Origin of the sequence: Halolamina salina, from assembly GCF_042678005.1 — an archaeon.
Classification (GTDB): domain Archaea; phylum Halobacteriota; class Halobacteria; order Halobacteriales; family Haloferacaceae; genus Halolamina; species Halolamina salina.
This window is the reverse complement of the sequence record NZ_JBHUDH010000058.1, coordinates 6,894-26,663: the sequence shown is the minus strand read 5'-3', so window position 1 is coordinate 26,663 and position 19,770 is coordinate 6,894. Positions and strand designations below refer to the sequence as shown.

Sequence of the window (19,770 nt, the reverse complement as noted above, 5' to 3'; positions counted from 1 at the left end):
CGACGCCTGAAACTTCGCCGCCATCGTCGCCGCGGCGTAGCCGACGGCGACCCAGCGGGCCGTCACCCCCGGCCAGCCGCCGACGCGGACGCCGAGGCCGACCGCGAGCAGCACCGACGCGACGTTGTAGCCGACCGTCGCGGACAGCCGGCTCACGACGGCGACAGCGCGGAGCTGTGAGACGAGCCGACGAACGGTCGGGTGAGCCATTCGCAGGGACATCCGCGTTTCTGTGATTAATGGTTGTCCGTTCGCGGCGAGTCGATCAGGGGCTGCACGGATCGTCAGACCCTGAGCAGAAACCCGGGGAGCGAAATCGTGCTCGGCAGCCCCGAAACGCGCCGAGAATCGAGGTAAAGGGGTTCGACCCCCTATGTCCGACTACCGCCGGAGGTATCCAAGATGACCGACTCCCCCGCAACGCACGGAACGAGACGCAGCGTGCTGAAGACGACCGGCGCCCTCCTCGCAGCCGGCGGGCTGCTCGGAAGTACCGGAACGGTGGCCGCCGCCGACGGGTGGGCGACCGCCGAAACCCCGACCGACCGAACGCTGCACGCCGTCGTCGAAACGGCCGCGGGCGCGTTCGCGGTCGGCGGCGGCGGCGACGTGCTGCAACGGACCGCCGAGGGCTGGACCCGAGTCGTCGACGGCGGCCCGACGGGGAACGGGAACGATCTCTACGGCGCCGCGACGACCGACGGCGGCGAGCGGCTCTGGGTCGTCGGCGCCTCGGGCGCGATCGGCGAGTACGACGTGCTGACGGGGTCGATGGTCGATCACTCCGCGCCGAACGACGTGACGAACAACTTCAACGACGTGAGCGTCGTCGGCGAGCCCGGCGACGCGAACGTGTACATCGCCGGCGACTCCGGGAAGATCTACAGCAGCTTCGGGAACGGGGCGACCGGGACGTGGGATCAGGTGACGCCGGGATCGGGCTCGGCGATCGAGGCGATCGACTTCCACGGCCCGAGAAGCGGCCACGCGGTCGACGGCAACCAGACCGTCTTCGCGACGGCCGACGGCGGCGTGTACGAGAACATCGGCATCGCCAACGCCAACGTCAACTTCTACGCCGTCGACTCCGACGGGAGCGACAGCGTCGACGTGGCCGGCGGCGGCGCGATGGTCCACCGCTGGGACGGCGCGGGCTGGACGCCGACCGACCTCGGCGACGCCTCGCTCCGTGACATCGAACTCGGCGGCGACGGCGGCTACACCGTCGGCAGCGGCGGCGCGGTGTTCGAGTACACCGACGGCGAGTGGCGCCGCGAGCCGACGCCGACCGGCGCGAACCTGAAGTCGGTCCGCCGCGGCGAGACGGACATCGCGGTCGGCGCCAGCGGCACGGTCATCGAGAAGTAGTCCCCGCTGACCGTCGTGGGACATCGGGATGTGTCAGAGGCAGCCCGTTCGATCGCTCAGTCCCCCGACGGCGCGGTCACTGTTTCCCTGCGGTTCCGTATCGATTAGTGCTCGCGGTCGCTGGTCGTCGTGCCGCTGCTCGTCGGTGAGTTCGTCGGAGAAATGCTCGGTCGGGGATTTGAACCCCGGTCATCGGCTCTCTTCCCGCGTAGGCCGATTCCTTTCGCGGCCGAAAGGCCGAAATGATTGGCCGGACTACACCAACCGAGCGCATTCGAATGTGGTGTCTGTGAGTTTTTAATCCCATCGAAAGTCGATAGCCGTCCCCCAGTTACTCCGGGTGATCGACGCCGGGTTCGAACTCAAGCTCCCCATTGTCCGCTTTCGGGTGGCATCGCCGGCAGAGAACGACGAGGTTTCGGGGGTCGTGCGCCTCGGAGAGTGCCGCGTCGTCGGCCCGGCGGAAGCACCGAACCGGGATGATGTGGTGTACGTCCAGCGGGCGTTCGGTCCCCTCGTGTCCACAGGCTTGGCAACGCTCATCGCGGTCGAGAACGAACTCGCGAGCGATCGACCAGCCGTCGCCGTACCGCCGGCTGTACCCACCTTTCCAGTTCGGATTCGCCCTCCCCGTCGTCGACTCGCTCATCCGACGCCGCGTCCTCTTCGAAAGTGATCGCCCTGAGAGCGACTCGGAGATCCGCTCCCGGACGTCCTCCGGCAGCGTCCGCCCCTCGTGGGCTTCCGCGATTCGCTCGCGATGTGCTTCGGTCACCTCTCGGTTCTCCATCGTGTCGGAGATCTTCGCACGTGTCTCGGCGGTTCGCGTAGTACCGTACTGCGGGTGGTTCTCGCCGGCGAGGTCGCGGGTGTCGAGGTTGCGCTTCTCCATCCACTTCCGAATACAGCGTGGCGACACGCCACATTCGTCGGCTATCTCTGCCTGCGTCCACCCCTCTGCCCAGTACTTCTGTTCGAGCCACCAGCCGCTTCGGTACCGTCGACCCACGAAGAAAAGTTCGCCCGGATCAGTGAAGAAATCTCGGCCTACTTCCCTTCGAACTCCGGCTCCCCGTCGCCCATGAACGCCGTGACGCCCTCCATCAGGTCGTCGGTGTTCATCAGGTGGCCGAACGCCTGACTCTCGACTTCGAGGCCGGCGTCGGTGTCGTCGCGGCCGGCGAGCATCGCGCGCTTGGTGTAGCGCTGGGCGATCGGGGGGCCGGCCGCAAGGTCGCGGGCCAGCTCCCAGCCGCGGTCGAGCAGTTCGCCGTCCTCCGTGAGCTCGTTGATGAAGCCGTACTCCTCGAGCTCCGCGGCGTCGTAGCGCTCGGCGGTGAAGATGATCTCCTTCGCCCGGCCCTCGCCGACGATGTGGCGCAGGCGCTGGGTGCCGCCCCAGCCCGGCAGCAGGCCGAGGTTGTGTTCGGGCTGGCCGAGTTCGGAGCGCCGGCTGGCGACGCGGAGGTCGGCACAGGTCGCGAGCTCCATCCCGCCGCCGAGGCAGTAGCCGTCGATGGCGGCGACGACCGGCGCGTCCAGCGACTCGAGCTTGCCGAACGTCTCCTGTCCGAGCTTCGAGAGTTCGACCGCGTGCAGCGGGTCCCCGCCGCCGGCGGCCATCGACTGCACGTCGGCGCCCGCGGAGAACGCCCGGTCGCCCTCGCCGGTGAGCAGCACCGAGCGCACGTCCTCGTGAGCGTCGAGCTCGTCGATCGCGGTGTCGAGCTCGTGGAGCAGCTCCTCGCTGATCGTGTTCATTCGGTGGGGCCGGGCGATCTCGATGTGGCCGACGTAGCCGTCGACGGTGACGTTCAGCACCTCGTACTCCGTCCCGCCGTCGCCGTCGCCCGCGGGACCGTGGAAGCCCGCGCCCGACTCGGCGAGTTCGCGCAGCGACTCCTCGGCCTCGTAGCGGGGTTCGTCGGTCGCCTCGTATAGCTCGTCGAGCGTCTCCACGAGCGGCTCGATCCCGTAGTCGTCGGCCATCTTCGCCGGGCCGTCGGGGAAGCCGGCGCCGAGCTTGACCGCCTCGTCGATCGCCTCGGGGTCGGCGACGTCCTCGGCGACGAGGCCCGCGACCTCGTTGGCCATCACCGCGAGCAGACGCTCCTGGATGTCCTCGCGGCCGGCGTCGGTCGGGATCTGGGCGCCGTCGCCGTTTTCGTAGTCGTAGAAGCCGCGGCCGGTCTTCTTCCCGAGCTCCTCCGTCTCGACTTTGTTCGCCAGCAGCGGGCAGGGCCGGTAGGCGTCGCCCAGCTCCTGATACATGTACTCCAGGACGTGGTAGCCCACGTCGATGCCGACCTGATCGGCGAGCTCGAACGAGCCCATCGGGAGACCGAGATCGTACTTCGTGGTGGAGTCGACCTCCTCGATCGTCGCGTCGTCGGCCTCGACGATCCACGCCGCCTCGTTCATCAGCGGGACGAGCACGCGGTTGACGATGAACCCCGGCGAGTCCTTCCGGACGCGGACGGGCGTCTTGCCCAGCGACTCCGCGAGCGCCTCGATCGTGTCGAGCGTCCCGTCGGCGGTGTGGGCGCCGGAGATGACCTCGACCAGCTGCATCCGGACGGGGGGGTTGAAGAAGTGCATCCCGCAGAACTGCTCGGGCCGGTCGCTGACCTCCGAGAGCTCCGTCACCGAGAGGCTGGAGGTGTTGGTCGCGAAGATGGCCTCCGGCGGCGCGTGGTCGGCTACGTCGCGGTACACGTCCTTCTTGATGTCCATCTTCTCCGGGACGGCCTCGATCACCACGTCGGCGTCCCCGACTGCGGCGTCGAGATCGACGACCGGCGTGACCCGGTCGAGCGCGCCGTCGGCGTCGGCCTGACTGATCTGGTCTTTCTCGGCCAGCTTCTCGAGGCTCCACTCGATCTGCTCGTAGCCGTTCTGGACGAACTCCTCGTTGATGTCCCGCATCGTCACGTCGTAGCCGGCCAGCGCGGCCACCTCTGCGATGCCGTGGCCCATGTTCCCTGCGCCGAGCACCGCGATCCGGTCGATATCGTCGGGATCCATGCGCGGGTAGTCGACCGGATAGCGGTTGAACGTTTCCCTCTCCCGTATCAGCAACGGGCTCGGAGTTGCTCCGCGTGGATCGCGGTCGCCGCGGCCGACACCTCTTACCTCCCGGCGACCCCATACGGGAACGGATGGAGATCGAACAGGCGACGATGGACGACGCCGACCGGATCGCGGAGCTGTGGGTGGATCTCGCGCGCGACCAGCGCGCACACGGCTCGCATCTGCTGGCGGCGCCCAACCGCGAGTCGGTCCGCGAGGGACTGGCTCGCGCCATCGTCACCGAGGGGGTGCTGGTCGCCCGCACCGCCGAGGGCGACCTCGCGGGGTTCGTCGAGTTCGCCCCCGAAACCGGCGGCTTCCGGCAGGACGTCGATCGCGGCGTGATCGAGAACATCTACGTGCGGCCGAGCCACCGCGGCACCGGCGTCGGCGGCGACCTGCTGACTGCCGCCGAGCGCCGCCTGCTCGACGCTGGCGTCGATCGGATCTCGCTGGAGGTGCTCGCCGACAACGAGGCCGCCCGGCGGTTCTACGCGCGCCACGGCTACCGCCCCCACCGCGTCGAGATGGAGAAGGCACCCGAAAACGACACGCACTCAAAGGAGGACTGAGTAGGCTCGGCCGCGCCTGGAGAGCATGGGTGGTTCATGCACTCGACTTGTAATCGAGACTTCCCGGGTTCGACTCCCGGTCCAGGCTCTTCTCGTCGAGCGAAGCGAGACGTGAAGCGCCGCCGTCGGAACCCATTTCCACGACCGCCGAGAACCACCGCCGAATGGCGTACGAACCGTGGCAGCCGCTGGTCGCCGGGCTGTTCCTGCTCCTCGCCGGGGGGATCCACGTCCTCGCCCCCTATCAGGCCGCCCGGAAGGCCGCGATGGAGGAGGGCAACGAGGACGAGGTCGCCGACGAGTGGGAGATCGACGCCACGCAGATCGTCGGCGCGATCACCGCGCTCGTCGGGCTGTCGATACTGGTCTCGTCGATCTGGCTGTGGTGAGCGGCGTTCGATAACCCCAGAAGTTACCTGCTCCGTCGCGTAGCCACCCGCAATGTCGGACGGCGATGCCCAAGAGGAGTCCGTACGGAAGGCGATCGAACAGTCCGAGCACGGCGCGCCCGCGGCGGGGGCGGTGCTTCGCGACCAGTTCGAGACCCACGAGGTGTTCCAGCGGATCATCGCCGCCGCCGACGAGGAGGCCACGACGGGCGGACGGGAGCTGTTCTTCAGCAGCCTCGCGGCGGGGTTCGCCATCACCGTCACGTTCCTGATGCTCGCGTCGCTGACCGCGTCGACCGACAGTCATCCGATACTCAGCGCGTTGCTGTACCCGCTCGGGTTCGTGTTCATCATCCTCGGCGGCTACCAACTGTACACCGAGAACACGCTGCCGCCGGTGGTGCTGGTGCTGGAACGCCTGATGAGCCTGCCCCGCCTGTTCAAGATCTGGGGGATGGTTATCTTCGGCAACTTCGTCGGCGGCGGGTTCGGCGCGCTGATCCTCGCCCGGACCGGCGTCCTCTCCCCGGAGGTGATGGACGCGGCGATCAAGCTCTCACAGAAGGGGCTGGATACCGCGTTCTGGCCGCTGTTCTTCAAGGCGACGTTCGCGGGGTTCATCGTCGCGGGCGTCGTGTGGCTCGTGTACGCCGTCCGGGACAGCTTCACGCGCCTCGCGGTCGTCTACATCGCCTTCCTGTCGATCCCGCTGGCGAACCTGTACCACTCGGTCGTCTCCTTCACGGAGCTTGCGTTCCTCGCGTTCGCGGGCTACCCCGTGTTCGTCGGCGGGCTGTTCTGGTTCGTGTTTCCGGTTCTGGTCGGGAACACCGTCGGCGGCGTGCTGTTCCTCACGGTCGTGAACTACTTCCAGACGACCGAAGAGCGGCTGGACATCGCCCGTCAGGACGGGTTCGACCGGAAGCTCACCCCGCGAGAGCTGCTGTTCGGCGGGCTGGCCGGGCGGTCGTACGTCCACAAGCTGGTCCACGAGGATAGCGATTAGCCGCCGACGCCGCGTCTCGCCCCGCGAACGGCGCCCCGATACTGTTTTGTAGCTGTGGCAGCTACTTTTCGGCCGTAATGGGTGAAGTCTGCTCGACGTGCGGGCTGCCTGAGGAACTCTGCGTCTGCGAGGACGTCGCGAAAGAGTCCCAGCAGATCAGCATCCGCATCGACGAGCGCAGGTACGGCAAGGAGGTAACGGTCATCGAGGGGTTCGATCCGAAAGACGTGGACATGGACAGCCTGTCCTCGGACCTGAAGTCCAAGTTCGCGTGTGGCGGCACCGTCGAGGACGGCGCCATCGAACTCCAGGGGAACCACAGCGGTCGCGTGGAGGACTTCCTCCGCGACAAAGGCTTCAACGTGGCCTGACCCCCTCCCTGCCGGCCCGGTTCCCACCCGGTGACGTGGGAACTATGTCGGCCCCGCACCGAGCAGTACTGTGCACAGAGCCGTCGCGGTCGCGGTCGTTCTCTTGCTCGCCGGTGTGCAGCCAGCGGCCGCCGTAACGGCCGCCGACGCCGACGCGAGCACGTGGGGTACGGATCGTGACGCCGAACCGGCCGTCGGCCCCGCGGCGTCGCCGACGATCACGGTCGACACCGTCCTCTCGCTCACGCCGGAGCGCGCGGGGTCGATCGGCGTCGTCCAGACGTTCGGGGTCCCGTCGGAGGTGACCGAGCTCAGGGTCACGCTCGACCCGCAGTCGAACGTCACCGACGCCGAAGGGTTCAGCCGCCTCGACGGACGGACCTGGGAGTGGGACGGCGAAACCGCCGAGCCGCGACTCCGCTACGAGATGGCCGCCAACCGGACCGCCGACCGCGACGGCCCGCTGGCCGCCGACGGCTCGTATCTCTACACCGACACCGGCGAGTGGGCGCTGGTCCAGCAGCCCAACCTCGGCTACCAGTGGCGCTACCGCGGCACGGACTCGGTCAGCATCGATCGCACGACCCGTGTCGACGGCGAAGGTGCCGTCGGCGAGACGACGGCGTTCCTCGGCCCTCACGCGACGTACACGCGGGAGGTCGCCGGGCAGGAGATCAGGCTGATCGTGCCCGAGGCCGCCTCGCTCGCGGACCCGCCCGAAGAGATCCTCGACGGCCTCGGGAACGCCTCGCAGGCGCTCCGCGTGGGCGACCGGGACCCGACCGTGTTCGCGGTCGCGGCGCCCACCGACCGGGTGAACTGGGCGGCACAGGGCGTTCAGGTCGGCGATACCGACTTCTGGGTTCGCGCGAGCCAGCCGATCGACAGCGTCGGCAGTGCGTGGCTCCACGAGTACGTCCACACCCGGCAGTCGTTCCGGACCGCCGACTCCGGGCGATGGCTCACGGAGGCCAGCGCGACGTGGTACGCCGCGCTGCTGAGCCACCGACAGGAGGGGGTGAGCTTCGCCCGCTTCGCCGAGTATCTCGACCGCGGCGCCGACGACCCGCAGGCGAGTTCGGTGCTGGCGGAGCCGACCGACTGGGCGAACCACGCGAACTACTGGAAGGGAGCGCTGGTGACCGGCGAGATCGACCGACGGATCCGCGTCGCGACCGACCGCGGCGCCACCTTCCAGCGCGTGCTCGCCGCACTCAACGAGCGAACCTCCCCGGTCACCAACGAGGACATCCTCACGGCCGTCGGGAACGCCGGGGGAGAGTCCACCCGCACCACCGCCGAACGGCTCACGACGACCAGCGACACCTTCGAGGTCTGGAACCGGAGCGCCCACCGCGAGGCGTTCGGCGGCGACGCTGCGCTGCTGCGGGTCGGTTTCGACCCCGCGACCGACGTGCGCGCGACCGGGCCGTACCGGAACGCGACGCTCGGCGCCCCGGTCACGCTGGCGGCCGGCGAGACGCTCTCGCTGCGGACGACGGTCGAGAACCTCGGCGGCGCGTCCGGCGAGTACGCGGTCACGCTCCGGGTCGACGACCGCGCGGTCGCGACGGCGAACGGGACGCTCGCTCCCGGCGAACAGACGACGGCCTCGCTGACCCACGAGTTCGATGAGCCGGGACGCTACACCGTCTCGATCGCCGGCGAACGGTTCAGCGTCGCGGTCCGCGAGCCGGCGACGCCGACGGTGACCGACCTCGCGGTCGAACCGCGGACGGTCGAGCCCGGCGAGGAGACGACCGTGACCGCGACCGTGACGAACGACGGGCAGGCACCGGGCAACGCGACGATCCCGTTCACCCGCGACGGCGAGACGGTGGCGACACGGACGGTGACGCTCGGCCCGGGTGAGCGTACGACGGTCTCGGCGACCGTCGAACTGCCGGCAGCGGGCGAGTACCGCGTCGGCGCGGGCGACCGTGCGGTCGACGTGCGCGCCGTCGCACCGACGACCGAGACCACCGGCCCCGGGTTCGGCGTGCCGGCCGCGATCGTCGCCGTTCTCGGGGCACTGGGGCTTCGGCGGCGGTCGGGGAGCTAACTACTGGATAGGGTCGAGACCGTCGATCGCGAGAGAGATGCGGAGTCGGTCGCTTAGAACGGCGCTGCCGGCCCCTCGTCCGGCTCCGCGTCGGCGGCGGACTCGATCTCGCCGTCCCACTCGCTCAGCCCGCCGGCCATGCTCTCGACGGTCGCATCGGTGATCCCCTCGTAGGACTCGATCAGCTTCGCGGCCTGTACGCTGGCTTTCCCATGGGGACAGACCGTCACGACGTGGTCGGCGTCGGAAAGCTCGGCCACGCGGTCGGGGAGCTCTCGGAACGGGACGTTCAGGCTGCCGGGGATGTGGCCGCGCCGGAACGCCGGCGGCTCGCGGATGTCGACCAGCGTCGGGGCCGCGTCGTCCGCGAGCAGTTCGGCCACGCGCTCGGTCGAGATTTCGTCCATACCGACCGTGGCTCGCTCGGACGGTTGAAGCTCACGGACCGCGGCCGGGGCTACAGCAGCCCTTCCTCGTCGGCCAGCGTCAGGCCCTGCAGCGTGGCCTCGTTGGTCGGCCGCGAACGGACCGTCTGGATCGCCTCCTCGATCGGGATCGCCCGCGGGGTGAGAAACTCGTTCGCGTCGAGCTCCTGCCCGACCGGTTCAAGGCCCTCGGCGAACACGTAGGCGCGCTTGTGTCTGAGCGCGCCCGTCGCGACCCAGACGTCCTCCAGCAGCGACAGCGAGTCGGCGCGGAACCCCGTCTCCTCGCGGAGCTCCCGCCGGGCCGCGGCGGTGAACGATTCTTCGGCCTCAACGACGCCGGCGGGCAGTTCGAGCTGTTCGTGGCGGATCGTCGGCCGGTACTGCTCGACGAACAGCACGTGGTCGTCGGTGACGGCGGTGACGACGACGGCGGTCGCGAGCTCGGCCCAGTAGTAGCGCTTCCGGCTGCCGTCGGGCTGTTCGATCAGATCGTACCCCCCGACGAACCAGCCGGTCTCGTACTCCGGCACGCTCTCGATCACGCGCCAGTCGGGGTGCGGGTCGGGCAGCGACTCGTGCCGGCGGCCGTCGTCCGGCGGGAACTCAGCCATCCGACTCTCCGGGCACGTCGTCTTTCAGCAGCGGCTGGTAGATGCGGCCGAACGCCTGCCGGCGGAGGGTACCGATCGCCGCTTCCTCCTCGGACTGGAACGTCGCCGCGACGACCTCCTCCGTGGCGGGGGCGGCGTGCCAGACCACCCGCTCGACGCTCTCGGAGCCGGTTTCGTGGACGTCGTACCCCGGGTGCTCATCGCGCCACGCCTCCCACTCCTCGCGGTCACCGATCGTGACCGACAGCAGCGAGGCGAACAGCGCGTCGCGGGCGGTCTCGACGACCTCGCCGGTCACCCGGCGGTCGTACTCCTCGCGGTCGAACTCCATCGCCTTGGCGGTCTCGCGGACGACCGTCTGAGCGGCGGGACCGACGGTCTCGAACGCCTCGGCCGCGTCGTCTGCCGTCTGCGGGGAGAACACTCCTTCGGTTCGCATACCTGGAAATCCCGAGCGGACGGGCTTACCGGTGACGATGGTCGATCGGGCGTCGCACTTCCCGGCTGGCAGCGTGCCGGTCAGGCGTCGCCGTCCTCCTCGCTCTCCTCTTCGGCGGCGGCCTCGCGGCGCTTCCGGGTCATCTCGCGCGCCTCGGCGACGGCCTCCTCGGCCGCCTCGTCGATGAACCCCGAATCGGGCACTTCCGCGGGGTCGGCGATCTCCTCGGTGGGGTGGCCGCCGGCGTCGCCGTGATCGTGCTCGTGGTCGTGTTCGCCGTCGCCGGTCGGAATCTCGGTCTCCGCGCGTTCGGCGGTCGCCTCGTCGTAGTCGACTTCCTCGGCGTCGCCGACGATCTTCGCGGCGAGTTCGGGCGGCGTGTGCTCGCTCCACTCCTCGACGTGGTCGTCGAGCCACGCCTCGTGGTCCTCGCCGTGAAGCATCGCGGTCATCGCGAGGTGGTTCGCCAAGTGCTCGTCGTCCTTTTGGGGCGAGCCACAGACCGGACAGCGGTATCCCATACCCGGCTCTCGGTCCGGAGGGGGAAAACAGGTGTGCTCGGCGGGGCGGCGCCGGCGTCGAGTGCCACGGAGCCGCGGCATGGCGCTCCGTTGCTCCAGCCCGGAGGCTGGAGCAGGTCACGCGCCGGCGTCGAGTCCCACAGAGCCGCGGCATGGCGCTCCGTCGTCGCGACACGGAGGTCGCGACAGGTGCCAGCCGCGGCTCAGTTTCGCCAGTCGTCGACGTCGAGCACCATCACGAACGCGTCCTCGCCGTCGTCGTAGTAGGCGGACACCCGCCGGACGCGTTCGAACCCAACGTCCTCGTACAGCGACTGCGCCACGTCGTTGCTCTCCCGGACTTCGAGTTTCACCACGTCCGCGCCGGCGAGCGCCAGCGTGAACAGCACGCGCCGGAGGAGCGCGCGGCCCACGCCCTCGCCCTGCATCTCGGGGTGGACGGCGATGTCCTTCAGGTGGCCCAGATCGCGGCCGTGGTTCGCGCTCACGTCCGCGATCGCGTAGCCGACGACGGCGCCGTCACGGACCGCGACGAGGAACCCTCGATTGCCCAGGAACCGCTCGAAGGAGGCGAACGGCCACGGCTGGGGGAACACCGACTTCTCGATCCGGAACACCGCGAGCAGATCCGCCCGGTCGGCCTCGCGGATAGTGAGGTCCGCGGCGTCCGACGTGTCCGGGTGGGAGGTCACGTCCGTGACCTAAGGCAGTGGTCGGCATAAACGACGCGGCCCGCGGGGGGCGGATCGGCGACGAACCGTTCGGCTCCGTCGTCCACGTCGGGGCGTTCACGAACGCTCGGCGCGCTGCCAGACGGAACGACGATCGGTGCTCGTCGCTGACGCGGGGCGATGCGCGCTCACGGTCGCCGGGAACAGCTACTCGTACTGACTGAGCGATCGACAGTCGAAATATCGGAAAAAGGGATCGCGAACCGCTACTGGCTTAGTCGTCCGCGGGGGCGGCGCCGCTGCCGTCCTGAGCCTGCTGCTTCGTCCACGAGAGCTTGCCGCCGGCCGCGAGGATCTCGCGCTCGCGCTCGGAGGCGTCGAGGTGGGCGGTGCCCTCCCACTCGTCGTTGACGCGGAAGGCGAACTCCTCCTGCCCGGAGCGGACGCCGGCGCCCACGTCGTCGACGATCTGGACGTCGTCGCCCTGCTCGATGCGCTCGTAGTCGTCCTCGTCGATCGTCAGCGGGACGAGGCCGAAGTTGAACAGGTTCGCCTTGTGGATGCGGGCGAAGCTCTGAGCCAGCACGCCCTCGACGCCGAGGTACATCGGACAGAGGGCGGCGTGCTCACGCGAGGAACCCTGACCGTAGTTCTCGCCGGCGACGAGGAAGCCGCCGTCGGCGTCCAGCGCGCGCTGGGCGAAGCTCTCGTCGACGCGGGAGAGCGTGAACTCCGAGAGCTTCGGCACGTTGGAGCGGAACTTCAGGATGTCCGACGTGGCCGGGATGATGTGGTCGGTCGTGATGTTGTCGCCCATCCGGAGCAGCACCTCGCCCTCGAGGTTGGACTCGAGCGGGTCCTTCAGCGGCACGTCGCCGATGTTGGGGCCTTTGACGAGCTCGTCGTCGACGGCCTCGTCGGGGGCGATGAGGTCGGCGTCGTGCTGGTCGTAGTCGGTGCCGAGTTCGAAGCCGGGATCCTCCAGATCGCCGAGTTCGTCGGCCAGATCGCGCGGGTCGATGATCTCGCCCTTGATCGCCGCGGCGGTGGCGACCTCCGGCGAGCAGAGGTAGACGGAGTCGTCCTCGATTCCCGAGCGGCCCTCGAAGTTTCGGTTGAACGTCCGCAGCGAGACGGTGTCGCTGCCGGGGACGTGGCCGATCCCGATACAGGCGCCACAGGTCGCCTCGGAGAAGTTCACGCCGGCGGCCATCAGCTCGGCCGTCCAGCCCTCACGGGCGAGCATCTCGGAGGCCTGCTTCGAGGCGGGCGCGATGATCATCTCGGTCTTCTTGTTGACCTCGCGGCCCTCCAGCATCTTCGCGGCCGGGAGGATGTCCTCGTAGGCGCCGTTGGTACAGGAGCCGATCATCACCTGCTCGACCGACTGGCCGGCCGCCTCGCGGACGGGCACGACGTTGTCGGGCATCGACGGCTCCGCGATCATGGGCTCGATCTCCGAGAGGTCGACGACGATCTCCTCGGCGTACTCCGCGTCGTCGTCGGGCTGGAGGTCGACGTAGTCCTCGGGGCGACCGACCTCGTCGAGCCACTCCTTCGTGCGCTCGTCGGTCGGGAAGATGGAGGAGGTGGCGCCGAGCTCGGTCCCCATGTTGGTGATCGTCGTCCGCTCCGGCACGGAGAGGGTCTCCACGCCCGGACCGGTGTACTCGAACACCTTGCCGACGCCGCCCTTGACGCTCAGGCGCCGCAGCAGCTCGAGGATGACGTCCTTCGCGGTGGCCCACTCGCCGAGCTCACCTTCGAGTCGGATGTTGACGACCTCGGGCATGTCGACGTAGTAGGCGCCGCCGCCCATCGCGACGGTGATGTCCAGCCCGCCCGCACCGATCGCCAGCTGGCCGAGGCCGCCGGGCGTCGGCGTGTGGGAGTCCGAGCCGAGCAGCGTCTTGCCGGGCGCGGCGAAGTTCTCCTTGTGGACGTTGTGACAGATACCGTTGCCCGGCCGGGAGAAGTGGGCGCCGTAGGTGCCCGCCGCCGAGCGGAGGAAGCGGTGGTCGTCGGTGTTCTTGAAGTCGAACTGGTACGTCTGGTGGTCGCAGTACTGCGCGGCGAGTTCGGTCTGGACTTCGTCGAGGCCGAGCGCCTCGAACTGGAGCCACACCATCGTCCCGGTGGTGTCCTGGGTCAGCACCTGATCGATCTCGATCCCGATCTCCTCGCCGGGAGTCAGCTCGCCCTCAACGAGGTGATCGTCGAGGACTTTCTCCGTGATTGTCTTTCCCATATCGTCTGCAAATGGACTCGGAGCAGTGATAAATCCGGCGAGAAACGGCGCAGGCGGCGAGGGAGCCACACGCGGGCAGGAGAGCCGGTCACGGCGCCTTCGGCAAGGTTTTGTCGCCGACGACCCGACACCGATTCATGTTCCGCTCCGGAGCCGAGGTCGCCGCCGCAGTCGAGGACGCCGCCGACGACGCGGTCCAGCCGAACGGCGTCGACCTCACTCTCGACGCAGTGTTCGAACAGACCAGCCCCGGCTACGTCGGCCGGGACGGGAAGTCCGTGGGGGAGCGCAGCGAGGTCGACCCCCACGGCGACGACCCGCCGATCTATCGTCTCGAACCGGGCGACTACGTCGTGCGCTACGGCGAGCGACTGGCAGTGCCCGAGGACAGCGTCGGCTTCGTGCTCCCGCGTTCGACGCTACTGCGCAACACCTGCTCGCTCGATACGGCCGTCTGGGACGCCGGCTACGAGGGCCGCGGCGAGGGACTGCTGCAGGTCGGCCGGGCGATCGAGATCGAGCAGGGTGCCCGGATCGGGCAGTTCGTGCTCGCCGATGCGGAGAGCGAGGGAACGTACGACGGGAGCTATCAAGGGGAGAACTGAGGACGACCGATAGTAGCGAACACCGCGCGAAGTTGGAGGGAAAGAGATGTGGTTTCGATCACCCCGTTCGATTGGATCGAAGCCGAACCGTCCGCGTAACTGGGCCCTCTTCTAACTGTTCTTCTTCAACAGCTTTCTGGCGCTCGTGTCGAGATACTCGTTGCATATCGGACATTTCTTTCCGATCTTCAACTCATCGATGTCCTCAAACACGGTACTACAGTTTCCGCCAGCGTCCTCACACGTTACTTGTACCATAGCTCAATATCCTGTCAGGCGTGCCTAAAGGTTTTCCCAGAATCCAAGGGTAGCCACTTACCTGCGGTTACACTGCAGATAGAACTGAGAGGAACTTGAACCGGGATCAGGCGTGCTCCCTTCGGCGGCGGCTTTGCCGCCGGCTGTCAGCGGGACCTTCGGTCCCGCCTCACTGCGCGCGACTGACAGGGTCAGCCCCTTCGGCGTCGTGACTCACGACTCACATCGTTCGTCGGAGAAGCGGGCTGAGAGGGACTTGTACCGGACGGAAGACGGTCCTGCTCGGCTCGCTTCGCTCGCCTGCGCGGGCGCGGCTTCCGAGGTTCAAGACCCTTCAGCGACGATCGACACGCCTCGCTGTCGCTCGGCGGTCTGTACGGGCTGAGAGGGACTTGAACCCCCGACCGTCTGGTTAAAAGCCAGACGCTCTCCCAAACTGAGCTATCAGCCCTCACGCCGATCAAGGACGACCACCGGGTAAGCGTTTACGGTTCCCCCGGAAGCTAAACCCTCTCCCGCCGACCCCTCGGCCATGGAGATGCGTACGTTCGCCGAGCGACTGATCGAGTTCCCCACCGTCGGCGGCGGGGAGGCCGAGGCCGCGGCGTGGACCAGAGAGCGTCTCGACGACCTCGGCTTCGAGACGTACGAGTGGGAGGCCGACGCCGAGGAACTGGCCCAGCACTCGTCGTTCCCGGACGATCCCGACCTGATCGACACCGAGGACCGCCCGAGCGTCGCCGGCGTGCTGGAGTTCGGCGACCCCGACGCCGGCCCGACACTGATCCTGAACGGCCACCTCGATGTCGTGCCGGCCGACGAGGACGCGTGGTCGTCGCCGCCGTTCGAGCCGGTGTGGGGCGAGAGCGACGACGGCGAGGAGACGCTAACCGGCCGCGGCGGGGTGGACATGAAGGGTCCCGTCGCGGCCTGCGTGTTCGCCGCGCTGGACGTCGCCGAACGCGCCGAGGACGCCGACCTGAACGGCCGGCTCGTCGTCGAGGCCGTCGCCGGCGAGGAGGAGGGNCTGTCGAACCCTTATCCCTTCGAGCCCGACGCCGAGATCCTCGCCGAGCCGACCGAGTTGACGCCGATCACTGCCACCGAGGGGACGGTGATGAAGCGCCTCGAGATACAGGGCCGGGCCGCACACGCGGCCTCGCGCTGGCGCGGCGAGGACGTGCTCCCGCACTTCGAGCGCATCCGGGCGGCGTTCGAGGATCTCGAGGCCGATCGCTCCGAGAGCGTCACTCACCCGCTGTACGAGGAGTACCCCGTCCCGTGGCCGATCGTGATCGGCAAAGTGCAGGCCGGCAACTGGGCCTCCTCGGTGCCGAGTTCGCTGACCGCCGAGATGCGGTTCGGGGTCGCCCCCGGCGAGACCGTCGACGAGGTGGAGCAGCAGTACGAGGAGGCGCTGCAGGCGGTCGTCGACGCCGACGACTGGCTCTCCGAGCACCCGCCAAGCTTCGAGCGGTTCAGCATCCAGTTCGAGTCGGCCGAGGTCGACGCCGACGAGCCGATCGTCCGGACGCTGCGGGAAGCGATGCTCGACACGGGGCTGCCGGACACGGACCCCCGCGGCGCGACCTACGGCGCCGACTCTCGGCACTACGTCGCCGCGGGCATCCCGACGGTCGTGTTCGGCCCGGGCAGCATCGAACAGGCCCACTTCCCCGACGAGACGATCGAGTGGGCCGACGTTGAGCAGGCCCGAGAAACGATCGCGGAGACCGCCGTCCGGTTCCTTCAGTCGTAGCGCTCGGCGATCATCTCGGCCACCAGATCGCTGGGAGTGGTGTTCTGCATCGACGCCTCGCGGCGGAGTTCGCGGTACTGTTCGACCGGGAGCGAGAGGCGGATATCGCCAAGTTCGACCCCCTCCTCGCGGAGCGCTTCCTGCGCCGACGTGCCGTCGTTGACCCGGCTCGCCAGCGATCGGACCTGCCGGACCGTGAGGTCGTGGTCCAGCACCGCCCACGCGAGATCCAGCCGTGCGGGGCCGTCGACGCGGGCGAGGTGTTTGGCCGCCGAGGGGGCGATCTCGCCGCGGGCGACGTGGCGCCGCACCGACTGCGGTAGGTCGTGGACCCGCGCCCACGTCCGGATGAACGACACCGAGACGCCGCCGGCGCGCTCGGCGGCCTCGCGGTAGGAGGCGACCCCGCGCACGAGCGCCGCACACGCCGCCGCGCCCCGGAGCATGTCGACGCAGTCCTCCTCGCCCTGACAGCCGGCGAACTCCGCCAGCACCTCGGCGGCGCGGGCGACGCTCTCGGGGTCGTCGGGGTCGAAGTCGATCGCGTCGCTCGCGCGCTCGCCGGTGATCTCCGGGTCCGCGCGGACGACTGGCTCGCCGACCCGCGAGCGCCGGTCGGTCGTCGCCGGCACGTCGTCGGTCGGTTCCTGCCGGCTCGCCCGCGGGTCGCCCGCGCGAGCCTCCTCGTCGGGGTCGGGTTGTGACATTAGCTGCTGGTTCGGTCCCGCGGTGGAAAAGCCTCCCGCGCCCGAGTGAACGCGACGCACACCGGCGGCGACTGGCGACGCACGAGTGCTGCGAGGGAGAGTCGCCTCAGACCAGCGAGACGCTCGGGTCCTCGGGCTCCGTGATGTGCTGTTTCCCCCAGTCGCGCATCGCCGTGATCACCGGCTCCAGCGACTCGCCGTGGTCGGTCAGCGAGTACTCCGTCCGGACGGGCTTCTCGCTCACGATTTCGCGGTCGATCAGCCGCTTGCTCTCCAGATCGTCGAGCACCTCCGAGAGCACCTTGCTGGAGATGCCGCCGACGCTGTCCTCCAGTTCGCTGAAGCCGCTCGGCCCCTCGTTGAGCAGCCGGTGGATCACCACCGGGTGCCACTTCTTCCCGACCAAAAGCGCCGTCGTGGTGACCGGACACCAGTCCTCGCCCGCACACCACACCTGCAGCTTCTCCCCGTCCTCGCCCGTGTCACTCGTCATACGTGGTGAATAGGGCGACGGCGACTTAGGGGTTACTACTGGTAACTGAGTTACATATAGGTAGCTTTGCCTGCGGCCGGCCGGAGGGGTAGGCGGCGGCAGCCGTACGGCCGGGTACGAGCAGCGGGGCTGTCGAGGCCGCCTCGGCCAAGAACATGTTCGGCCATCCCCCCATGGTCGTCGGCGTCGAAGGACGACGTAAGCCATGTCTCAGCACGACCACGAGGCGGCCGACCCCGTCACCGACCGCGTCCACGACAACTCCTGGTCCGCGAACCTCGAAGGTCCCGAACACGCCGAGGACCGCGACCTCCTCGTCGAGCAGGGGATCGACGCCGTCGAACACACCGCCCCCGGAAACCACGTCAACCTCGTGACCCACGGCGAGCACGGCCACCCCGAGACGTACCTCTACGACGTGCTCGACGACGAGTTCGGCGACGACGTGGAGTACGAGTACGTCGAACAGTGCGGCTGTGGCGGCCACGTCCTGCGAGTCCACGTCCAGTAACCGCGTCTCCGACACCCACGACGACCCCAATGCGCCCATCCACCATCGACACGAGTCAGCGCCCGTTCGTGCTGGTCTGGGAGCTCACGCAGGCCTGCGAGTTGGCCTGCAAACACTGCCGCGCGGAGGCCCAGCCCCAGCGCCACCCCGACGAACTCACGACTGAGGAGGGGAAGCGGCTCCTCGACGAGGCGAGCGAGTTCGGCGAGAACCAGCTTGTCGTCCTCTCCGGGGGCGACCCGCTCTACCGCGACGACACGTTCGAGCTGATCGAACACGGCGTCGATCAGGGGCTGCAGATGACGCTCACGCCCAGCGGGACGGCGTCGCTAACCCCCGACCGGATCGAAAAGCTCGCAGACTCCGGGCTGCGCCGACTCGCGCTCAGCATCGACGGCGCCACCCCCGCGGCCCACGATGGCTTCCGGAAGGAGGAAGGGAGCTTCCGGCAGACCGTCGAGGCGGCCCGAGCCGCCAACGAGGCCGGGCTTCCGCTCCAGATCAACACGACCGTCTGTGCCGAGACGGTCGAACAGCTCCCCCAGCTCCGCGAACTGGTCGACGACCTCGGCGCCGTGCTCTGGTCCGTGTTCTTCCTCGTCCCGGTCGGCCGAGGAGAGGTGCTCGATCCGGTCCCGCCGGAGCGGGCCGACCGCGTGATGGAGTGGCTGACCGAGGTAAACGACGAGGCCGACTTCGGAATCAAGACCACTGAGGCGCCCCACTACCGCCGGGTCGCGATCCAGCAGCGCCGTTCGGCGACCGACAAGCCCGAGAACGACGCGATCGGCCGCCGGACCGGCATCACCGCCGGCGACGGCTTCGCGTTCGTGAGCCACACCGGCGAGCTCTACCCCTCCGGGTTCCTGCCGGAGCCGGCCGGGAACGTCCGGACGGACAGCCTCGTCGACCTCTACCGCGACGCGCCGCTGTTCGAGAAGCTCCGCGATCCCGACGCGCTGGAGGGGAAATGCGGCGCCTGCGAGTTCCGGAACGTCTGCGGCGGCAGCCGCTCGCGGGCGTACGCGACGACCGGCGACCCGCTCGAGAGCGATCCACTCTGTCCGTACGTGCCGGAGGGGTACGACGGCCCGCTGCCGAACCCCGCCGACTGACGATGCGGGTCGGCATCGTCGGCGCGGGGATCACCGGCCTCGCGCTGCAGCACCAACTCTACGAGCGCGGCGTCGACAGCGTCGTGTTCGAGGCCGACTCGGAGCCGGGCGGCGTGATCAGGAGCCGGTCCGTCGAGGGGTACGTCGTCGAGGACGGTCCCCAACGCACCCGTCTCTCGCCGCCGGTGGCGTCGCTGGTCGACGACCTCGACCTCGACGATCGACTCGTCGAGGCGGCGGACCCGCCGCTGTACCTCTACCGTGACGGCTCGCTCCGCCAGGTGCCGTTCTCCGTCCGCGAGGGGGTGTCGACGGACCTGCTCTCGTTGCGGGGGAAGCTCCGTATGCTGCTCGAACCGCTGACCGGGCCGCCACGGGGTGAGGAGAGCGTCGAAGAATCCCTGACCCGGATGCTCGGGCCGGAGGCCGCCCGGTACCTCGTCGGCCCGCTGTACGGCGGCATCTACGGCACGCACCCCGACGAGATGCCGATGCGGCACTCGCTCGGGCGAGCGCTCGAGAAACGCGGCGTCGATCGGAGCCTGCTCGTCGCGGCAGTGCGGGCGA

Annotated in this window: 22 protein-coding genes, 3 tRNA genes and 1 pseudogene; 12 read left to right on the top strand and 14 right to left on the bottom strand. The window is 68.9% G+C overall.

Annotation, left to right across the window (positions count from 1 at the left end):
* Nucleotides 1–210 (bottom strand): hypothetical protein (locus ACFR9S_RS06895; protein ID WP_379818327.1); only part of this gene is annotated, 210 nt, incomplete at its 3' end.
* 192 nt (nt 211–402) lie between these two features.
* Between ACFR9S_RS06895 and ACFR9S_RS06890 the strand changes: the two genes are divergently transcribed.
* Nucleotides 403–1,368, top strand: coding sequence for a WD40/YVTN/BNR-like repeat-containing protein (locus ACFR9S_RS06890; RefSeq protein ID WP_379818326.1), 966 nt, complete (start codon nt 403–405; stop codon nt 1,366–1,368).
* Nucleotides 1,369–1,531: 163 nt separating this feature from the next.
* On the opposite strand, the gene ACFR9S_RS06885 is transcribed toward ACFR9S_RS06890, so the two are convergent.
* From ACFR9S_RS06885 to ACFR9S_RS06875, 3 genes are all read right to left on the bottom strand, one after another.
* Nucleotides 1,532–1,638 (bottom strand) — tRNA-Glu (locus ACFR9S_RS06885).
* Between the two features lie 61 nt (nt 1,639–1,699).
* Nucleotides 1,700–2,377, bottom strand: coding sequence for an NUMOD3 domain-containing DNA-binding protein (locus tag ACFR9S_RS06880; RefSeq protein WP_379732663.1), 678 nt, complete (start codon nt 2,375–2,377; stop codon nt 1,700–1,702).
* Between the two features lie 38 nt (nt 2,378–2,415).
* Nucleotides 2,416–4,392: a 3-hydroxyacyl-CoA dehydrogenase/enoyl-CoA hydratase family protein gene (locus tag ACFR9S_RS06875; RefSeq protein WP_379818325.1), complete on the bottom strand. Its 1,977-nt coding sequence runs from the start codon at nt 4,390–4,392 to the stop codon at nt 2,416–2,418.
* 134 nt (nt 4,393–4,526) lie between these two features.
* On the opposite strand from ACFR9S_RS06875, the gene ACFR9S_RS06870 reads away from it, so the two are divergent.
* The 6 genes and pseudogenes from ACFR9S_RS06870 to ACFR9S_RS06845 all read left to right on the top strand — a co-directional run bounded on the left by ACFR9S_RS06870 (nt 4,527) and on the right by ACFR9S_RS06845 (nt 8,837).
* Nucleotides 4,527–5,009: a GNAT family N-acetyltransferase gene (locus ACFR9S_RS06870; protein WP_379731719.1), complete on the top strand. Its 483-nt coding sequence runs from the start codon at nt 4,527–4,529 to the stop codon at nt 5,007–5,009.
* Nucleotides 5,010–5,023: 14 nt separating this feature from the next.
* A tRNA-Thr gene (locus ACFR9S_RS06865) sits at nt 5,024–5,097 on the top strand.
* A gap of 76 nt (nt 5,098–5,173) precedes the next feature.
* On the top strand, nt 5,174–5,398 hold the full coding sequence (locus tag ACFR9S_RS06860) for a hypothetical protein (protein ID WP_379731720.1): 225 nt from the start codon (nt 5,174–5,176) through the stop codon (nt 5,396–5,398).
* 52 nt (nt 5,399–5,450) lie between these two features.
* Nucleotides 5,451–6,374, top strand: a pseudogene (locus ACFR9S_RS06855) (formate/nitrite transporter family protein); the annotation flags it as partial.
* Nucleotides 6,375–6,481: 107 nt separating this feature from the next.
* Complete coding sequence (gene yciH, locus ACFR9S_RS06850) at nt 6,482–6,775, top strand: stress response translation initiation inhibitor YciH (protein ID WP_053948808.1); 294 nt, start codon at nt 6,482–6,484, stop codon at nt 6,773–6,775.
* A 70-nt stretch (nt 6,776–6,845) separates the two neighbouring features.
* The gene (locus ACFR9S_RS06845) at nt 6,846–8,837 is read left to right on the top strand and encodes a CARDB domain-containing protein (protein ID WP_379818324.1); all 1,992 of its coding nucleotides are present in this window, start codon (nt 6,846–6,848) and stop codon (nt 8,835–8,837) included.
* A gap of 53 nt (nt 8,838–8,890) precedes the next feature.
* On the opposite strand, the gene ACFR9S_RS06840 is transcribed toward ACFR9S_RS06845, so the two are convergent.
* From ACFR9S_RS06840 to ACFR9S_RS06815, 6 genes are all read right to left on the bottom strand, one after another.
* Entirely contained in the window at nt 8,891–9,244 is a 354-nt protein-coding gene (locus ACFR9S_RS06840) for a rhodanese-like domain-containing protein (protein WP_379731360.1), read from the bottom strand.
* A gap of 50 nt (nt 9,245–9,294) precedes the next feature.
* The gene (locus ACFR9S_RS06835) at nt 9,295–9,876 is read right to left on the bottom strand and encodes an NUDIX hydrolase (RefSeq protein ID WP_379731359.1); all 582 of its coding nucleotides are present in this window, start codon (nt 9,874–9,876) and stop codon (nt 9,295–9,297) included.
* Nucleotides 9,869–10,315, bottom strand: a complete 447-nt coding sequence (locus ACFR9S_RS06830; RefSeq protein WP_379731358.1) for a DUF5809 family protein — start codon at nt 10,313–10,315, stop codon at nt 9,869–9,871. The genes ACFR9S_RS06835 and ACFR9S_RS06830 overlap by 8 nt, the downstream gene beginning before the upstream one ends.
* Before the next feature lie 80 nt (nt 10,316–10,395).
* Nucleotides 10,396–10,836, bottom strand: a complete 441-nt coding sequence (locus tag ACFR9S_RS06825; RefSeq protein ID WP_379731357.1) for a DUF5810 domain-containing protein — start codon at nt 10,834–10,836, stop codon at nt 10,396–10,398.
* Between the two features lie 203 nt (nt 10,837–11,039).
* A complete protein-coding gene (gene rimI / locus ACFR9S_RS06820; RefSeq protein ID WP_379731356.1) occupies nt 11,040–11,528 on the bottom strand; it encodes a ribosomal protein S18-alanine N-acetyltransferase in 489 nt (162 codons plus the stop codon).
* A 253-nt stretch (nt 11,529–11,781) separates the two neighbouring features.
* A complete protein-coding gene (locus ACFR9S_RS06815; protein ID WP_379731355.1) occupies nt 11,782–13,755 on the bottom strand; it encodes an aconitate hydratase in 1,974 nt (657 codons plus the stop codon).
* 110 nt (nt 13,756–13,865) lie between these two features.
* Here ACFR9S_RS06815 and ACFR9S_RS06810 point away from each other — a divergent pair, with 110 nt between their 5' ends.
* Nucleotides 13,866–14,360, top strand: coding sequence for a deoxyuridine 5'-triphosphate nucleotidohydrolase (locus ACFR9S_RS06810; RefSeq protein ID WP_379731354.1), 495 nt, complete (start codon nt 13,866–13,868; stop codon nt 14,358–14,360).
* A gap of 111 nt (nt 14,361–14,471) precedes the next feature.
* Here the strand turns inward: ACFR9S_RS06810 and ACFR9S_RS06805 are convergent, their stop codons facing one another.
* Nucleotides 14,472–14,618 (bottom strand): hypothetical protein, encoded by a 147-nt coding sequence (locus tag ACFR9S_RS06805; protein WP_379731353.1) that lies wholly within the window; start codon nt 14,616–14,618, stop codon nt 14,472–14,474.
* A gap of 377 nt (nt 14,619–14,995) precedes the next feature.
* Nucleotides 14,996–15,069, bottom strand: a tRNA-Lys gene (locus ACFR9S_RS06800).
* Nucleotides 15,070–15,150: 81 nt separating this feature from the next.
* Between ACFR9S_RS06800 and ACFR9S_RS06795 the strand changes: the two genes are divergently transcribed.
* On the top strand, nt 15,151–16,377 hold the full coding sequence (locus tag ACFR9S_RS06795; RefSeq protein WP_379818323.1) for a M20 family metallopeptidase: 1,227 nt from the start codon (nt 15,151–15,153) through the stop codon (nt 16,375–16,377).
* Here the strand turns inward: ACFR9S_RS06795 and ACFR9S_RS06790 are convergent.
* Both ACFR9S_RS06790 and ACFR9S_RS06785 read right to left on the bottom strand, forming a co-directional pair.
* Entirely contained in the window at nt 16,368–17,084 is a 717-nt protein-coding gene (locus tag ACFR9S_RS06790; RefSeq protein ID WP_379818322.1) for a DUF7119 family protein, read from the bottom strand. The genes ACFR9S_RS06795 and ACFR9S_RS06790 overlap by 10 nt on opposite strands.
* A 106-nt stretch (nt 17,085–17,190) precedes the next feature.
* Nucleotides 17,191–17,577, bottom strand: a complete 387-nt coding sequence (locus ACFR9S_RS06785; protein WP_379731807.1) for a winged helix-turn-helix transcriptional regulator — start codon at nt 17,575–17,577, stop codon at nt 17,191–17,193.
* A 205-nt stretch (nt 17,578–17,782) separates the two neighbouring features.
* On the opposite strand from ACFR9S_RS06785, the gene ACFR9S_RS06780 reads away from it, so the two are divergent.
* The 3 genes from ACFR9S_RS06780 to hemG all read left to right on the top strand — a co-directional run.
* Entirely contained in the window at nt 17,783–18,088 is a 306-nt protein-coding gene (locus tag ACFR9S_RS06780) for a CGCGG family putative rSAM-modified RiPP protein (protein ID WP_379731808.1), read from the top strand.
* A 29-nt stretch (nt 18,089–18,117) separates the two neighbouring features.
* On the top strand, nt 18,118–19,203 hold the full coding sequence (locus ACFR9S_RS06775; protein ID WP_379731809.1) for a TIGR04053 family radical SAM/SPASM domain-containing protein: 1,086 nt from the start codon (nt 18,118–18,120) through the stop codon (nt 19,201–19,203).
* A gap of 2 nt (nt 19,204–19,205) precedes the next feature.
* On the top strand, nt 19,206–19,770 hold a 565-nt coding region (gene hemG / locus ACFR9S_RS06770; RefSeq protein WP_379818321.1), incomplete at its 3' end, for a protoporphyrinogen oxidase.

What these genes read in the sequence shown, in the direction of transcription:
- ACFR9S_RS06835 (WP_379731359.1), bottom strand. Translation starts at nt 9,876, where the DNA reads ATGGCTGAGTTCCCGCCGGACGACGGCCGCCGGCACGAGTCGCTGCCC.
- ACFR9S_RS06825 (WP_379731357.1), bottom strand. Translation starts at nt 10,836, where the DNA reads ATGGGATACCGCTGTCCGGTCTGTGGCTCGCCCCAAAAGGACGACGAG.
- ACFR9S_RS06870 (WP_379731719.1), top strand. Translation starts at nt 4,527, where the DNA reads ATGGAGATCGAACAGGCGACGATGGACGACGCCGACCGGATCGCGGAG.
- ACFR9S_RS06860 (WP_379731720.1), top strand. Translation starts at nt 5,174, where the DNA reads ATGGCGTACGAACCGTGGCAGCCGCTGGTCGCCGGGCTGTTCCTGCTC.
- ACFR9S_RS06890 (WP_379818326.1), top strand. Translation starts at nt 403, where the DNA reads ATGACCGACTCCCCCGCAACGCACGGAACGAGACGCAGCGTGCTGAAG.
- ACFR9S_RS06830 (WP_379731358.1), bottom strand. Translation starts at nt 10,315, where the DNA reads ATGCGAACCGAAGGAGTGTTCTCCCCGCAGACGGCAGACGACGCGGCC.
- ACFR9S_RS06840 (WP_379731360.1), bottom strand. Translation starts at nt 9,244, where the DNA reads ATGGACGAAATCTCGACCGAGCGCGTGGCCGAACTGCTCGCGGACGAC.
- ACFR9S_RS06790 (WP_379818322.1), bottom strand. Translation starts at nt 17,084, where the DNA reads ATGTCACAACCCGACCCCGACGAGGAGGCTCGCGCGGGCGACCCGCGG.
- ACFR9S_RS06815 (WP_379731355.1), bottom strand. Translation starts at nt 13,755, where the DNA reads ATGGGAAAGACAATCACGGAGAAAGTCCTCGACGATCACCTCGTTGAG.
- yciH (WP_053948808.1), top strand. Translation starts at nt 6,482, where the DNA reads ATGGGTGAAGTCTGCTCGACGTGCGGGCTGCCTGAGGAACTCTGCGTC.
- ACFR9S_RS06875 (WP_379818325.1), bottom strand. Translation starts at nt 4,392, where the DNA reads ATGGATCCCGACGATATCGACCGGATCGCGGTGCTCGGCGCAGGGAAC.
- ACFR9S_RS06780 (WP_379731808.1), top strand. Translation starts at nt 17,783, where the DNA reads ATGTCTCAGCACGACCACGAGGCGGCCGACCCCGTCACCGACCGCGTC.
- ACFR9S_RS06775 (WP_379731809.1), top strand. Translation starts at nt 18,118, where the DNA reads ATGCGCCCATCCACCATCGACACGAGTCAGCGCCCGTTCGTGCTGGTC.
- ACFR9S_RS06805 (WP_379731353.1), bottom strand. Translation starts at nt 14,618, where the DNA reads ATGGTACAAGTAACGTGTGAGGACGCTGGCGGAAACTGTAGTACCGTG.
- ACFR9S_RS06785 (WP_379731807.1), bottom strand. Translation starts at nt 17,577, where the DNA reads ATGACGAGTGACACGGGCGAGGACGGGGAGAAGCTGCAGGTGTGGTGT.